Here is a 14,236-nt window from a genome sequence, read left to right as displayed (position 1 = left end):
GGTTGTGAATGAAGATGTTGAAAACCACCCTGGCAGTCCTGACCGCTGCCGCTGCGCTGGGCGCTGTGACAACCGCCCAGGCCGGCGCCACGCTTGATGCGGTAAAGAAGAAGGGCTTCGTCCAGTGTGGCGTGAGCGACGGTCTTCCAGGCTTCTCGGTACCTGATGCGCAAGGCAAGATCGTCGGTATCGACGCCGATGTCTGCCGCGCCGTCGCTGCCGCCGTGTTCGGCGATGCGACCAAGGTCAAGTTCAGCCAGCTCAACGCCAAGGAACGCTTCACTGCGCTGCAGTCCGGCGAAGTCGACGTGCTGTCGCGCAACACCACCTGGACCAGCTCGCGCGATGCCGGCATGGGCCTGGTGTTCGCCGGTGTCACCTACTATGACGGCGTCGGCTTCCTGGTCAACAAGAAGCTGGGGGTTTCCAGTGCCAAAGAGCTCGATGGCGCGACCATCTGCATCCAGGCCGGTACCACCACCGAACTGAACGTTTCCGACTACTTCCGCGCCAATAACCTGAAGTACACCCCGATCACCTTCGACACCTCCGACGAAAGCGCCAAGTCGCTGGAATCGGGCCGTTGCGACGTGCTGACCTCGGACAAGTCGCAGCTGTTCGCCCAGCGCTCCAAGCTGGCCGCGCCGACCGACTACGTGGTGCTGCCGGAAACCATTTCCAAGGAACCGCTGGGCCCGGTGGTACGCAAGGGCGACGAAGAATGGTTCAGCATCGTCAAGTGGACCCTGTTCGCCATGCTCAACGCCGAAGAGGCCGGCATCACCTCGAAGAATGTCGAGGCCGAGGCCAAATCCACCAAGAACCCGGACAACGCCCGCCTGCTTGGCGCTGACGGCGAGTACGGCAAAGACCTCAAGCTGCCCAAAGATTGGGTAGTCCAGATCGTCAAGCAAGTTGGCAACTATGGCGAAGTGTTCGAGAAGAACCTGGGCCAGAGCACTGACTTGAAGATCGACCGTGGCATGAACGCCCTGTGGAACAACGGCGGCATCCAGTACGCGCCACCTGTGCGCTGATGGCTGCACCCTGCGGCGGCATCCCGCCGCCGCAGGCTGTTCGAATCCCTACTGTCCGGGGCACTTCATGCAAAATCGAATCGGCGCACAAAAGGGGCTATCCCTGAACGATCCGCGTGTGCGCGCGTGGTTGTTCCAGGTTCTCACGATCGTCTTCGTGGTGGGCCTGGGCTGGTACCTGTTCCACAACACGCAAACCAACCTGCAACACCGGGGCATCACCTCGGGCTTCGACTTCCTCGACCGCAGTGCCGGCTTCGGCATCGCTCAGCACCTGATCCCTTATGTGGAATCCGACAGCTACGCGCGGGTGTTCGTCATCGGCCTGCTCAACACGCTGCTGGTGACGTTCATCGGCGTCATCCTGGCGACCGTTTTGGGGTTCATCATTGGTGTGGCACGGCTGTCACCGAACTGGATGATCAACAAACTGGCGACCGTGTATGTGGAGACCTTCCGCAACATTCCGCCTTTGCTGCAGATTCTGTTCTGGTATTTCGCGGTGTTCCTGACCCTGCCAGGGCCGCGGGGCAGCATCAATATCAACGACCTGTTCTTCATCAGCAACCGGGGCCTGAACATGCCCGGCGCCTCGATGGCCGATGGCTTCTGGCCGTTTGTCATTGCCCTGGCGCTGGCGATCACGGCCATCGTGGTGATGGTGCGTGTGGCCAACAAACGCTTCAACGAGACCGGTGAGCCGTTTCACAAGTTTTGGGTGGGGCTGGCGCTGTTCATTGCCATCCCTGGCCTCTGCGTGCTGCTGTTCGGCAGCCCCGTGCACTGGGAAGTGCCGCAGTTGAAGGGCTTCAACTTCGTCGGTGGCTGGGTGCTGATCCCCGAACTGCTGGCATTGACCCTGGCGCTGACGATCTATACCGCGGCGTTCATTGCCGAAATCGTGCGCTCTGGCATCCGTTCGGTCAGCCATGGCCAAACTGAAGCTGCGCGTTCGCTGGGCCTGCGCGAGGGCCCGACCCTGCGCAAGGTGATCATTCCCCAGGCACTGCGGGTGATCATTCCGCCGCTGACCAGCCAGTACCTGAACCTGGCGAAGAACTCGTCGCTGGCGGCCGGTATCGGCTACCCAGAGATGGTCTCGCTGTTCGCCGGTACGGTGCTCAACCAGACCGGCCAGGCCATCGAGGTGATTGCCATCACCATGAGTGTCTATCTCGCCATCAGCATCAGCATTTCGCTGCTGATGAACTGGTACAACAAGCGCATTGCGCTGATCGAGCGGTGAGGATACGCCTGTGAATGCTCACGTTTTCAAACCTGACATGCCGCCACCGGTGAAGACCGTCGGCGTGCTCGCATGGATGCGTGCCAACCTGTTCTCTAGCTGGCTCAATACCCTGCTGACCTTGTTCGCCCTTTATTTGGTGTGGCTGATTGTACCGCCTTTGCTGCAGTGGGCGCTGATCGATGCCAACTGGGTCGGCACCACCCGCGCAGACTGCACCAAGGAGGGCGCCTGCTGGGTGTTCGTGCAGCAGCGCTTTGGCCAGTTCATGTACGGCTACTACCCGACAGAACTGCGCTGGCGCGTGGACCTGACCGTGTGGCTGGCCGTGCTCGGCGCCGCGCCGCTGTTCATCAAGCGCTTCCCGCGCAAAGCCGTGTATGGCCTGGGTTTCCTGGTGCTGTACCCGGTCCTTGCCTACACGCTGCTGCATGGCGGCTACCTGGGCCTGGAAAGCGTGCCAACCAGCCAGTGGGGCGGGTTGATGCTGACCCTGGTGATCGCCACCGTGGGTATCGTCGGTGCGTTACCGCTGGGCATCCTGCTGGCATTGGGGCGGCGTTCGCGGATGCCGGCGGTGAAAGTGGTCTGCGTGACCTTCATCGAGTTCTGGCGCGGCGTGCCGTTGATCACCGTGCTGTTCATGTCCTCGGTGATGTTGCCGCTGTTCCTGCCCGAAGGCATGAGCTTCGACAAGCTGCTGCGGGCGATGATCGGCGTGATCCTGTTCCAGTCGGCGTACATCGCCGAGGTGGTGCGCGGTGGCCTGCAGGCCATCCCCAAGGGGCAATATGAAGCGGCTGCGGCCATGGGCCTGGGCTACTGGCGGGCGATGGGCCTGGTAATCCTGCCCCAGGCGCTGAAGCTGGTGATCCCTGGCATCGTCAACACCTTCATTGCCCTGTTCAAGGACACCAGCCTGGTCATCATCATCGGCCTGTTCGACCTGCTCAACAGCGTTAAGCAAGCGGCAGCTGACCCAGCCTGGCTGGGCATGGCCACCGAAGGCTACGTGTTCGCTGCGCTGGTTTTCTGGATTTTCTGTTTCGGTATGTCCCGCTACTCCATGCACCTGGAGCGCAAGCTGGACACTGGCCACAAGCGTTAGGAGTTTCGAAATGAGTGAAGCGATCAAGCAGCCTGCTGGCCCCGAAGGCATCATCCAGATGCAGGGTGTGAACAAATGGTACGGCCAGTTCCATGTGCTCAAGGACATCAACCTGAATGTGCGCCAGGGCGAGCGCATCGTGCTGTGCGGGCCATCCGGGTCGGGCAAGTCGACCACCATCCGCTGCCTTAATCGGCTTGAAGAGCACCAGCAGGGGCGCATCGTCGTCGATGGCGTCGAGCTGACCAACGACCTCAAGCAGATCGAGGCGATCCGCCGTGAGGTGGGCATGGTGTTCCAGCACTTCAACCTGTTCCCGCACCTGAGCATTCTGGAAAACTGCACATTGGCGCCGATGTGGGTGCGCAAGATGCCGCGGCGCAAGGCCGAGGAAATCGCCATGCATTATCTGGAGCGGGTGCGTATCCCTGAGCAGGCGCACAAGTACCCGGGGCAGTTGTCGGGCGGCCAGCAGCAGCGCGTGGCGATTGCCCGGGCGCTGTGCATGAAACCGAAGATCATGCTGTTCGACGAGCCGACGTCGGCGCTCGACCCAGAGATGGTCAAGGAAGTGCTCGATACCATGGTGGGCCTGGCCGAGGATGGTATGACCATGCTCTGTGTCACCCACGAGATGGGCTTTGCCCGCACCGTGGCGAACCGGGTGATCTTCATGGACAAGGGGGAGATTGTGGAGCAGGCGGCGCCGGATGATTTCTTCGACCGGCCGCGCAGTGATCGGACCAAGTTGTTCTTGAGCCAGATTTTGCATTGATGCTGTTGGGGCCGCTTTGCGGCCCATTCGCAGCACAAGGCTGCTCCTACAGGGGGATCGCATTGCCTTGTAGGAGCAGCCTTGCGCTGCGAATGGGCTGCAAAGCACCCCCAGTGTTACTTCTCTTCCTGCGTCGTCGCCGGAGCAGGCGGCGGCCGCAGCCCGACCTCGGCAACCAGCTTCAGCTGCTGCCCATTGCGCATCACCTCGATGGTGATCTTCTCGTTGGGCTTGATCCGCGCCACCTGGTTCATCGACTTGCGCCCGTCACCCGCCGGCTCACCGTTGATGCTCATGATCACGTCACCCAGCTGCAGCCCGGCTTTTTGCGCCGGCCCTTCGCGGAAGATCCCCGCCACGACGATGCCTGGGCGATTCTGCATGCCGAACGATTCAGCCAGTTCCTGGCTCAGCGGCTGCACTTCGATGCCCAGCCAGCCACGGATCACCTGGCCGTGTTCGACGATCGACTTCATCACCTCCAATGCCAGCTTCACCGGGATGGCGAAACCAATGCCCTGGGAACCGCCAGACTTGGAGAAAATGGCCGTGTTGATGCCGATCAGGTTGCCGTTGGCATCGACCAGTGCACCGCCGGAGTTACCCGGGTTGATCGCCGCGTCGGTCTGGATGAAGTCTTCGTAGTTGTTCAGGCCCAGCTGGTTACGGCCGGTGGCACTGATGATGCCCATGGTCACGGTTTGGCCGACGCCAAAGGGGTTGCCGATGGCCAGCGAGACATCACCGATGTGGATGTTGTCGGAGCGGCCGATGGTGATGGCCGGCAGGCTCTTCAAGTCGATCTTCAGCACCGCCAGGTCGGTTTCCGGGTCGCTGCCGATCACCCGGGCCAAGGTTTCGCGGCCATCCTTGAGCGCTACCACGATCTGGTCGGCGCCACTGGTGACGTGGTTGTTGGTCAGCAGGTAGCCCTCGGGGCTCATGATTACCGCCGAGCCCAGGCTCGACTCCCAGCGCTTCTGCTTGGGCAGGTTATCGCCAAAGAAGCGGCGGAACTGCGGGTCTTCGAACAGCGGATGGGCGCTCTTGTTAACCACCTTGGTGGTGTACAGGTTGACCACCGCCGGTGCGGCCAGGGTCACGGCGTCGGCATACGACACCGGGCCCTGCATGATCCGGGTGGTTTGCGGGGCCTGCTGCAGGTTGACGTCCTGGCTGGGCAGGCCGACCCATTGCGGGAAGCGCTGGATGATCAGCATGGCGATCAACACACCGGTGAGCAGGGGCCAGCCAAAGTAACGCAGAGCCTTGAACATGAACGAATCCTGGGAGTAGGGCGGGAGCCAGATAGCAGCGCCACGGGGCGCGAGCGCGCGCGATCATACACCTGAAACCGCTGATCGGCGAAGGCTTGTCTGGCCTGCACCCAGGCGGCTGACGCCGGTTTCCCCAAGGCCGGCGACGGCTCATAATGGCCGCCAGTATACGGGTGTTGAACCCGGCAAAAACGCAGATTTCGAGGAGATTTTCATGGCCGTCGCTCTGAACACCCTGGTCGAGGAAGCCGAGCGCTACCTGGGCAGTGCGAAGATCCAGGATTATTGCCCCAACGGGCTGCAAGTCGAGGGCCGCCCGCAGGTCAGCCGCATTGTCAGCGGTGTCACGGCCAGCCAAGCGTTGCTGGATGCTGCGGTCGAGGCCGAGGCCGACCTGGTGCTGGTGCACCATGGCTACTTCTGGAAGGGCGAGAACCCGTGCATCACGGGGATCAAGCAGCGCCGTTTGAAAACCCTGCTCAAGCACGACATCAGCCTGCTGGCGTTCCACCTGCCGCTGGATGTACACCCGGAGGTGGGCAACAACGTGCAGCTGGCGCGCCAGTTGGATATCACCGTCGAGGGGCCGCTGGACCCTGAGAACCCGAAAGTGGTCGGCTTGGTCGGTTCGCTGGCCGAGCCGATGACCGCACGGGATTTTGCCCGGCGGGTGCAAGAGGTGATGGGGCGTGAGCCGTTGCTGGTTGAAGGCGACCAGATGATCCGCCGCGTGGGCTGGTGCACCGGGGGCGGGCAGGGGTATATCGATACCGCGATTGCCGCAGGGGTCGACTTGTTCATCAGTGGCGAGGCGTCGGAACAGACCTTCCACAGTGCCCGCGAAAACGGCGTCAGCTTCATCGCCGCCGGGCACCATGCCACCGAGCGCTATGGCGTGCAGGCCCTGGGCGACTACCTGGCCCGGCGCTTTGCCGTGGAGCATCTGTTCATCGATTGCCCGAACCCGATCTAACCCTTCCGAATCTCCCACAGCCCCTGTAGGAGCAGCCTTGCGCTGCGAAGAGGCCGGTACAGGTAAAGTGCCACCACTGGCCTCTTCGCAGCACAAGGCTGCTCCTACAACGGCTGGTGGGGTGGAGCCAGAGCCCAAACCCCCAGTCATATCGTTAGATTGTTTCGATCTAGCCCGCCTCCTAAATAGAATCAGCCGCTGTGATAAAGTGGCTCGCTCGAACACGGCCCGCAGGCCGTCCATAAGATCGTTTTTCGTGAGTAGCCATGGTCGACAAACTGACGCACTTGAAACAGCTGGAGGCGGAGAGCATCCACATCATCCGCGAGGTGGCCGCCGAGTTCGACAACCCGGTGATGCTGTACTCGATCGGCAAGGATTCCGCCGTGATGCTGCACCTGGCGCGCAAGGCCTTCTTCCCGGGCAAGCTGCCGTTCCCGGTGATGCACGTCGACACCCAGTGGAAATTCCAGGAGATGTACAGCTTCCGCGACAAGATGGTCGAGGAAATGGGCCTGGAGCTGATCACCCACGTCAACCCTGAGGGTGTGGCGCAGGGCATCAACCCCTTCACCCATGGCAGCTCCAAGCACACCGATATCATGAAGACCCAGGGCCTCAAGCAGGCGCTGGACAAGCATGGTTTCGACGCCGCCTTCGGTGGTGCCCGCCGTGACGAAGAGAAGTCGCGCGCCAAGGAACGCGTCTACTCGTTCCGCGACAGCAAACACCGCTGGGACCCTAAGAACCAGCGCCCCGAGCTGTGGAACGTGTATAACGGCAAGGTCAACAAGGGCGAGTCGATCCGCGTCTTCCCGCTGTCGAACTGGACCGAGCTGGACATCTGGCAGTACATCTACCTCGAAGGCATCCCGATCGTGCCGCTGTACTTCGCCGCCGAGCGTGAAGTCATCGAGAAGAACGGCACCCTGATCATGATCGACGACGAGCGCATCCTCGAGCACCTCTCCGAGGAAGAAAAGGCCCGCATCGTCAAGAAGAAGGTGCGTTTCCGTACCCTCGGTTGCTACCCGCTGACGGGTGCTGTCGAGTCCGAAGCCGAGACCCTGACGGACATCATTCAGGAAATGCTCCTGACCCGTACGTCCGAACGCCAGGGCCGTGTCATCGACCACGATGGCGCCGGCTCCATGGAAGACAAGAAACGCCAAGGCTACTTCTAATTTCAGGGTTACTCCATGTCGCACCAATCTGATCTGATCAGCGAGGACATCCTCGCCTACCTGGCCCAGCACGAGCGCAAGGAACTGCTGCGTTTCCTGACCTGCGGCAACGTCGACGACGGCAAGAGCACCCTGATTGGGCGCCTGCTGCACGACTCGAAAATGATCTACGAGGACCACCTCGAAGCCATCACCCGTGATTCGAAGAAGTCCGGCACCACCGGCGAAGAAGTCGACCTGGCGCTGCTGGTCGACGGCCTGCAGGCCGAGCGTGAGCAGGGCATCACCATCGATGTCGCCTACCGCTACTTCTCCACCGCCAAGCGCAAGTTCATCATTGCCGACACCCCGGGCCACGAGCAGTACACCCGTAACATGGCCACCGGTGCATCCACCTGTGACCTGGCGATCATCCTGGTCGATGCCCGCTATGGCGTGCAGACCCAGACCCGTCGTCACAGCTACATCGCCTCGTTGCTGGGCATCAAGCACATCGTCGTCGCCGTCAACAAGATGGACCTCAAAGGGTTCGACGAAGGCGTGTTCGAAGACATCAAGGCTGACTACCTGAAGTTCGCCGATGCCATCAACCTGACGCCGAGCAGCCTGCACTTCGTGCCGATGTCGGCGCTCAAGGGCGACAACGTGGTCAACCGCAGCGAGCGTTCGCCGTGGTACACCGGCCCTGCGCTGATGGAAATCCTCGAGACCGTGGAAGTCGCGGCCGACCGCAACTTCACCGACCTGCGCTTCCCGGTGCAGTACGTCAACCGTCCGAACCTGAACTTCCGCGGCTTTGCCGGCACCCTCGCCAGTGGTGTGGTGCACAAGGGCGACGAAATCGTCGTGCTGCCGTCGGGCAAGAGCAGCCGGGTCAAGTCCATCGTCACCTACGAAGGTGAGCTGGAAAACGCCGGCCCAGGCCAGGCCGTGACCCTGACCATGGAAGACGAGATCGACATCTCCCGTGGCGACCTGTTGGTGCACGCCGACAACGTCCCGCCGGTGACCGACCAGTTCGACGCGATGCTGGTGTGGATGGCCGAAGAGCCCATGCTCCCGGGCAAGAAATACGACATCAAGCGCGCCACCAGCTATGTGCCGGGCTCGATCGCCAGCATCACCCACAAGGTCGATGTGAACACCCTCGAAAAGGATGCGGCCAGCGCGCTGCAGCTGAATGAGATCGGTCGCGTCAAGGTGTCCCTGGACAGCGCCATCGCGCTGGACGGCTATGACAGCAACCGCACCACCGGTGCGTTCATCGTCATCGACCGCCTGACCAACGGCACCGTTGGTGCCGGCATGATCATCGCACAGCCAGTGCTGCCGCACGGCAGCACCGGCCAGCATGGCAAGCAGGCTCACGTGTCCACCGAAGAGCGCGCCCTGCGCTTCGGCCAGCAGCCGGCCACCGTGCTGTTCAGCGGCCTGTCCGGCGCTGGCAAGAGCACCCTGGCCTACGCCGTGGAGCGCAAGCTGTTCGACATGGGCCGTGCGGTGTACGTGCTCGATGGCCAGAACCTGCGCCACGACCTGAACAAGGGCCTGCCACAGGACCGCGCCGGCCGCACCGAGAACTGGCGCCGCGCCGCCCATGTGGCGCGCCAGTTCAACGAAGCCGGCATGCTGACCCTGGCCGCCTTCGTCGCCCCGGATGCCGAAGGCCGCGAACAGGCCAAGGCGCTGATCGGCAAGGAGCGCCTGGTGACCGTTTACGTCCAGGCCTCGCCAATCGCCTGCCGCGAGCGCGACCCGCAGGGCCTGTATGCTGCCGGTGGCGACAACATCCCGGGTGAAAGCTTCCCGTTCGATGTGCCGCTGGACGCTGACCTGGTGATCGATACCCAGAACACCAGTGTCGATGAAGGCGTTAAGCAGGTGCTGGATGTGCTGCGTCAGCGTGGCGCGATCTAAGCGCTGAGGCTGCATGAAAAACCCCGCTTCGGCGGGGTTTTTTGTTTGTGTCCGGACGTGCAAATCTCACAGGTCTGGAACGCACTAATTTTTAAGGAGTAACACCCCGTATGAGCGGGGTGTTGGATTTACTCTGCTTTAAATCCTGGCTTGCCGTTAGCTGCGCGCCAGTCCTTAATGATGTTAAGCACGGCTTGAAGTTCACCTTGTGCTTCACTGTCTGGCCAATAGATTAAATCCGTTCCGCTAGGGTGTTCGGTAATGGTTGAGAAGTGGATTAGTAATGGGGCTAGCGTTTCGTCAGGCTCAATGGCGTTGGCGCGATAGAGATCTTCAAGAAATTCTATAAACTCTGCTTCAGTGTAATCATTGTAACTTTTTTTTAAGATCATGACTTGTCACCGTAATGAATTTTTTGATGCGCTATCGGTGTGACGACTCTTAGGTTGTCAACATCGTAAACTGCTCCACCCTCTCCAATTGGGCTGACGTGGTGTAGTATAAAGCTTCTTTGCAAACCGTATGCGTCAGTTTTTCGAGTGATTGGGGCGTTGCCATTTCTCATGCGGCTTAAGTTTTGTTGTGAAAATTGTTTGGATAACTCTGCATCATGGGAGACAGACCTCCAGAACTCCATCCGAAAAGCATTGAAATTATTGAACTCCCTACCTATGAGTTGGGCAGCGATTCGTGTTGGGATGAGGGCTCCTTCTTCACGGCTAGACTGGCCAAGCCAAACCTCGGTGATATCTGAGCCTACCCCACTAACCACCCCCGGTTCATATCGAGGACTCTTGAACACCACCAGAATAGGCGGCAAACCCGAATCCAGCGGAAAGGTGATGATCAGCCGTTCTTGATCCAGTAGCTCAAGAGCCGGATAACCGTCCTGCTCGGTGCTTACAGGATTAAGGCTGCTGCCGGTGTAAACGACAGTCCCAGGTGGTGCCGGTGGAAGACTGGTAGAGCTTCCCTGTTCATCCCCCGGTGCGCTGGCTGGGGTCCAGGTCAGAATTCGCTGAGGGTTCTCCAGTGCCAGGCTGTAAAGCTGGCGCTCGCTGTCGAACGTCGCGGCGCGAACGGGTACTGGCTTAGCGCCAGGTACCACGTAGAGATCCAGCCCATGTTGGTCTTCGGCCCCAGCAAGAAGGTAAGGTAAATCGATACTGGTTGATGAGAGGGCAAGGGCGACTAGATCCGGACCGTTCGGAGGTGAAAGGTTAGCGAGGGGCGTGCTGATGAGGTAGTGACGTTCGCTGTTGGCCAACGTCGACGGCCAGGCCATTGCCAGGGAGCCCACCGCTAGGGCGGGAGTGGAAGCCGCAATAATCCTGGTCAAAGCCGCAGATATTGCAGCCCCTAACGCTGTATAGGCGGTCTCGGCGATTGCGAACGTTGCAGCACCGATGGGGATGATTGCAGGGACCGATGCCGCCAGTCGGCCTTCGTGGTTGTAACTTATACGTTTGAGCAACTTCTCGAGCTGCTGCCGTTCCGCCTCGGCAGCTAAACGCTCAGTTTCGGCTTGCTGGCGTGCCGCTTCTTCTGCGGCCAATCGCTCAGCTTCGGCTTGCTGCCTCACCACTTCCTCGGCAGCCAGGCGCTCAGCCTCAGCCTGTAGCCGAGCGGCTTCTTCAGCCGCCGCCTGTTGCGCTGCAAACTGAGCTTGTAAGTGTTCAACCTCGGCCGCGCGCTGGTTAAGATTCTGCGTAGCACTTGTGAAGGTATCGAGGAACCTGATCGATTCGCTCAATGCAAGGGCCTGGTGATATTCCTTCCAGCGCTGACCAGCTCGTCGCAATCTTTGCTCATCCACAAGATGTAACAGCCCTTCCAGTTGGGGTTTCGACAGAGGGCTGCTGATCCGTGGATTTTGATCTGGGTACTGCGGTATTTGCGATTGTTTGCTCTGCACCAGAGCAGAGGCGGTGGCCAAGTAAGCATTGAACGTTTGGGCGAGTGTGTACGCGTCCCCAATGACGGTTTGCCCGAGCTCATGCTGAATAACATTAGGTAAACATTCGAAGTGAATTTGCCGCTCTACGTGAATCTGCGCTGTTCTACGCGCAATCACCTTCAGCAGGTCTAAAGGCTGCTGGGTCAGCTCCTCTTGATCTACCTGTCCTGCCAGCCCTTTGAGTTCATCCGCTAGCGACTGATGCTTCTGGGCTAGCAGGTGTAAACGATAGGCGCCGTCCCACGACCTCTGCAGTTTTGTGGCCCATTCCACACCCAAGGCTTCACCCGTTGTTGATTCGATGAAGCCAGGGTCGAGAAATCGACTCATCATTGAATCGCCGCGCTTATAGAACGCGGGTACGCCAAAATAGCTATTTGCGTCGGGTTAAATCTGCAGGTAGTTCTCACGCATCTGGCTGATACGTGAGGTCAAAACCTGTTGTTCAACTATTGCTTTTAAAGATTGGTTGGGTGTGTTCTGCGCGTCGGATCTGATTTGAGCTTTTAATGCGGCAATCGTTTCTGGGAGCTGGTTTATCTCTTGAGTATATTTTTCTTCGTGGTCTTTCTCGATGATCTGATATTCCTCTGTCAACACTCTCCGTGTTGAAATGACCCGCGCAATATCATTTTTGGTTGGGCTGGTACCGCGAGGGTAGCCTTCACTCAGCCCCCAGCCCCCTCCGCCTGGTCCGCCTCCACCGCCACCCATTAACCTGAGTTCAGCACCCGTGGGGGCAGCGGCGCTAATCCAAAGCCCTTCGGTGAGATAATACGTTTTGTCCTGTGCCATGTAGGTTCTCCTGATCACTACATGGCAAAGCTTTTCGTGTATTGAATGTGCAGTATGTCAGTTGCGGCCTATCCATCGGTAGGACCCTTCCTGCCGTTCGGAAAGGTCTGAATCAGATATGCTTCTCCGACACTGGAATCACGCGCCTCTCTTTCACTGCCTTGTACGAAAAGCTCGAATAAATTTCCTTAACTCCCGGCAACCGCTGCAGTACTTCCCGGGTGAATTCCCCAAACGATTCAAGGTCCCGCGCCAGTATTTCCAGCAAGAAGTCATAGCGCCCGGAAATATTATGGCAGGCAACGATTTCGGGTATTTCCATCAACCGCTTTTCAAAGGCCAAGGCCATGTCTTTGGTATGTGAATCCATCATGATGCTGACAAAAGCGGTTACGCCAAACCCCAATGACTTAGGGGAAAGAATGGCCTGGTACCCGGTGATATAGCCGTTATCTTCCAGCAATTTGACCCTCCGCCAGCAAGGCGAGGTGGTCAGCGCTACCTGGTCGGCAAGTTCGGAGACGGTAAGGCGGGCGTTGTCCTGCAGGGCAGCGAGCAGGGCGCGGTCGGTGCGGTCGAGGCTCGAAGGCATGGTTTGCCCTCCTGATCGAATAATTGTTGTTTTTGTTCCAAAAAGTGCTCGATTGCGTGGGCTATTTTGGAAAAACTCAGGCAGCTCGGTGGCATAAGCTTATAACAAACCACCAGAGGCTGTTGCCATGCGCGACTCCCATAACAACACCGGTTTTTCCACGCGGGCCATCCATCATGGTTATGACCCGCTTTCCCATGGGGGCGCCCTTGTGCCGCCGGTGTATCAAACAGCGACCTATGCCTTCCCCACCGTTGAATATGGCGCTGCCTGCTTTGCAGGGGAGGAAGCGGGGCACTTCTACAGCCGTATTTCCAACCCGACGCTGGCCCTGCTGGAACAGCGCATGGCGTCGCTGGAAGGGGGGGAGGCCGGGCTGGCGTTGGCTTCGGGGATGGGGGCCATTACCTCGACGATCTGGACCCTGCTACGGCCGGGTGATGAGCTAATTGTCGGGCGCACGTTGTATGGCTGCACCTTTGCCTTCCTGCACCATGGCATTGGCGAGTTTGGGGTGAAAATCCGTCACGTCGACCTTAACGACACCAAGGCACTCAAGGCGGCGATCACCAGCAAAACACGGATGATCTACTTCGAAACACCCGCCAACCCCAACATGCAACTGGTCGATATCGCGGCGGTGGCTGACGCCGCCCGTGGGCATGATTTGCATATCGTGGTCGACAACACCTACTGCACGCCTTATTTGCAGCGGCCCCTGGAAATGGGTGCCGACCTGGTGGTGCATTCGGCCACCAAGTACTTGAGCGGCCATGGTGATCTCACCGCAGGGCTGGTGGTGGGGCGCAAGGCGCTGATCGACCGGATACGCCTGGAAGGCCTCAAAGACATGACGGGCGCGGTGCTGTCGCCGCATGACGCTTCGCTGTTGATGCGCGGTATCAAGACCCTGGCGCTGCGCATGGACCGCCATTGCGCCAACGCACAGCAGGTGGCTGAGTTTATCGCGCGCCAGCCGCAGGTCGAGTTTATCCACTATCCAGGGCTGCCCTCGTTTGCCCAGTACCAACTCGCTCAGCGGCAGATGCGCCTGCCGGGTGGCATGATCGCGTTCGAGCTCAAGGGAGGCATCGAAGCCGGGCGGCGCTTCATGAATGCCCTGCAGCTGTTCGCGCGGGCGGTGAGCCTGGGCGATGCCGAGTCGCTGGCGCAGCATCCGGCGAGCATGACCCATTCCAGCTATACGCCGAAGGAGCGGGCACATCACGGGATATCGGAGGGGTTGGTGCGTTTGTCGGTGGGGCTCGAGGATGTGGAGGACCTGCTTGAGGATGTTGGCCAGGCGCTGATGGTTTGCAGTTGAAGCGGCTGTAGGGGCCCTGACATTGGCATAGCCGTGTCAGGGCCTTACGCC

At 59.8% G+C, this 14,236-nt stretch carries 11 protein-coding genes and 1 pseudogene; 8 read left to right on the top strand and 4 right to left on the bottom strand.

Annotation, left to right across the window (positions count from 1 at the left end):
- The first annotated feature begins 8 nt into the window (after nucleotides 1-8).
- The 4 genes from LOY53_RS22275 to LOY53_RS22260 all read left to right on the top strand — a co-directional run bounded on the left by LOY53_RS22275 (nucleotide 9) and on the right by LOY53_RS22260 (nucleotide 4,166).
- Nucleotides 9-1,037, top strand: a complete 1,029-nt coding sequence (locus LOY53_RS22275) for an amino acid ABC transporter substrate-binding protein (protein ID WP_027595320.1) — start codon at nucleotides 9-11, stop codon at nucleotides 1,035-1,037.
- 67 nt (nucleotides 1,038-1,104) lie between these two features.
- Entirely contained in the window at nucleotides 1,105-2,283 is a 1,179-nt protein-coding gene (locus LOY53_RS22270; protein WP_252825772.1) for an amino acid ABC transporter permease, read from the top strand.
- Between the two features lie 10 nt (nucleotides 2,284-2,293).
- Nucleotides 2,294-3,391, top strand: coding sequence for an amino acid ABC transporter permease (locus LOY53_RS22265; RefSeq protein WP_027595322.1), 1,098 nt, complete (start codon nucleotides 2,294-2,296; stop codon nucleotides 3,389-3,391).
- Between the two features lie 10 nt (nucleotides 3,392-3,401).
- The gene (locus LOY53_RS22260; protein WP_003251792.1) at nucleotides 3,402-4,166 is read left to right on the top strand and encodes an amino acid ABC transporter ATP-binding protein; all 765 of its coding nucleotides are present in this window, start codon (nucleotides 3,402-3,404) and stop codon (nucleotides 4,164-4,166) included.
- A 116-nt stretch (nucleotides 4,167-4,282) separates the two neighbouring features.
- On the opposite strand, the gene algW is transcribed toward LOY53_RS22260, so the two are convergent.
- The gene (algW, locus tag LOY53_RS22255) at nucleotides 4,283-5,443 is read right to left on the bottom strand and encodes a Do family serine endopeptidase AlgW (RefSeq protein WP_027595323.1); all 1,161 of its coding nucleotides are present in this window, start codon (nucleotides 5,441-5,443) and stop codon (nucleotides 4,283-4,285) included.
- 214 nt (nucleotides 5,444-5,657) lie between these two features.
- Here algW and LOY53_RS22250 point away from each other — a divergent pair, with 214 nt between their 5' ends.
- From LOY53_RS22250 to cysN, 3 genes are all read left to right on the top strand, one after another.
- On the top strand, nucleotides 5,658-6,416 hold the full coding sequence (locus tag LOY53_RS22250) for a Nif3-like dinuclear metal center hexameric protein (RefSeq protein WP_099455250.1): 759 nt from the start codon (nucleotides 5,658-5,660) through the stop codon (nucleotides 6,414-6,416).
- A 266-nt stretch (nucleotides 6,417-6,682) separates the two neighbouring features.
- Complete coding sequence (cysD, locus tag LOY53_RS22245; protein WP_003251799.1) at nucleotides 6,683-7,600, top strand: sulfate adenylyltransferase subunit CysD; 918 nt, start codon at nucleotides 6,683-6,685, stop codon at nucleotides 7,598-7,600.
- A 15-nt stretch (nucleotides 7,601-7,615) separates the two neighbouring features.
- Nucleotides 7,616-9,517, top strand: a complete 1,902-nt coding sequence (cysN, locus tag LOY53_RS22240) for a sulfate adenylyltransferase subunit CysN (protein ID WP_085273976.1) — start codon at nucleotides 7,616-7,618, stop codon at nucleotides 9,515-9,517.
- Between the two features lie 128 nt (nucleotides 9,518-9,645).
- Here the strand turns inward: cysN and LOY53_RS22235 are convergent, their stop codons facing one another.
- The 3 genes and pseudogenes from LOY53_RS22235 to LOY53_RS22220 all read right to left on the bottom strand — a co-directional run bounded on the left by LOY53_RS22235 (nucleotide 9,646) and on the right by LOY53_RS22220 (nucleotide 12,861).
- Nucleotides 9,646-9,909 (bottom strand): bacteriocin immunity protein, encoded by a 264-nt coding sequence (locus tag LOY53_RS22235; protein ID WP_252825771.1) that lies wholly within the window; start codon nucleotides 9,907-9,909, stop codon nucleotides 9,646-9,648.
- Nucleotides 9,906-12,269 (bottom strand): annotated as a pseudogene (locus LOY53_RS22230) (S-type pyocin domain-containing protein). The gene LOY53_RS22235 and the pseudogene LOY53_RS22230 overlap by 4 nt, the downstream one beginning before the upstream one ends.
- A gap of 112 nt (nucleotides 12,270-12,381) precedes the next feature.
- Nucleotides 12,382-12,861 (bottom strand): Lrp/AsnC family transcriptional regulator, encoded by a 480-nt coding sequence (locus LOY53_RS22220; protein WP_027595326.1) that lies wholly within the window; start codon nucleotides 12,859-12,861, stop codon nucleotides 12,382-12,384.
- A gap of 127 nt (nucleotides 12,862-12,988) precedes the next feature.
- Here LOY53_RS22220 and LOY53_RS22215 point away from each other — a divergent pair, with 127 nt between their 5' ends.
- A complete protein-coding gene (locus tag LOY53_RS22215) occupies nucleotides 12,989-14,185 on the top strand; it encodes a methionine gamma-lyase (RefSeq protein ID WP_252825769.1) in 1,197 nt (398 codons plus the stop codon).
- Nucleotides 14,186-14,236: the final 51 nt, after the last annotated feature.

The organism is Pseudomonas sp. B21-031 (assembly GCF_024748985.1).
GTDB classification, from domain to species: domain Bacteria; phylum Pseudomonadota; class Gammaproteobacteria; order Pseudomonadales; family Pseudomonadaceae; genus Aquipseudomonas; species Aquipseudomonas kermanshahensis.
The sequence above is the reverse complement of the archived record's forward strand: the minus strand, read 5'-3'. Positions and strand labels throughout refer to the sequence as shown.

Bases quoted from the DNA above. Each gene is read 5' to 3' on its own strand.
- LOY53_RS22275 (WP_027595320.1), top strand. From the start codon at position 9: ATGAAGATGTTGAAAACCACCCTGGCAGTCCTGACCGCTGCCGCTGCG.
- LOY53_RS22215 (WP_252825769.1), top strand. From the start codon at position 12,989: ATGCGCGACTCCCATAACAACACCGGTTTTTCCACGCGGGCCATCCAT.
- LOY53_RS22260 (WP_003251792.1), top strand. From the start codon at position 3,402: ATGAGTGAAGCGATCAAGCAGCCTGCTGGCCCCGAAGGCATCATCCAG.
- cysN (WP_085273976.1), top strand. From the start codon at position 7,616: ATGTCGCACCAATCTGATCTGATCAGCGAGGACATCCTCGCCTACCTG.
- LOY53_RS22270 (WP_252825772.1), top strand. From the start codon at position 1,105: ATGCAAAATCGAATCGGCGCACAAAAGGGGCTATCCCTGAACGATCCG.
- LOY53_RS22250 (WP_099455250.1), top strand. From the start codon at position 5,658: ATGGCCGTCGCTCTGAACACCCTGGTCGAGGAAGCCGAGCGCTACCTG.
- LOY53_RS22220 (WP_027595326.1), bottom strand. From the start codon at position 12,861: ATGCCTTCGAGCCTCGACCGCACCGACCGCGCCCTGCTCGCTGCCCTG.
- LOY53_RS22235 (WP_252825771.1), bottom strand. From the start codon at position 9,909: ATGATCTTAAAAAAAAGTTACAATGATTACACTGAAGCAGAGTTTATA.
- algW (WP_027595323.1), bottom strand. From the start codon at position 5,443: ATGTTCAAGGCTCTGCGTTACTTTGGCTGGCCCCTGCTCACCGGTGTG.
- cysD (WP_003251799.1), top strand. From the start codon at position 6,683: ATGGTCGACAAACTGACGCACTTGAAACAGCTGGAGGCGGAGAGCATC.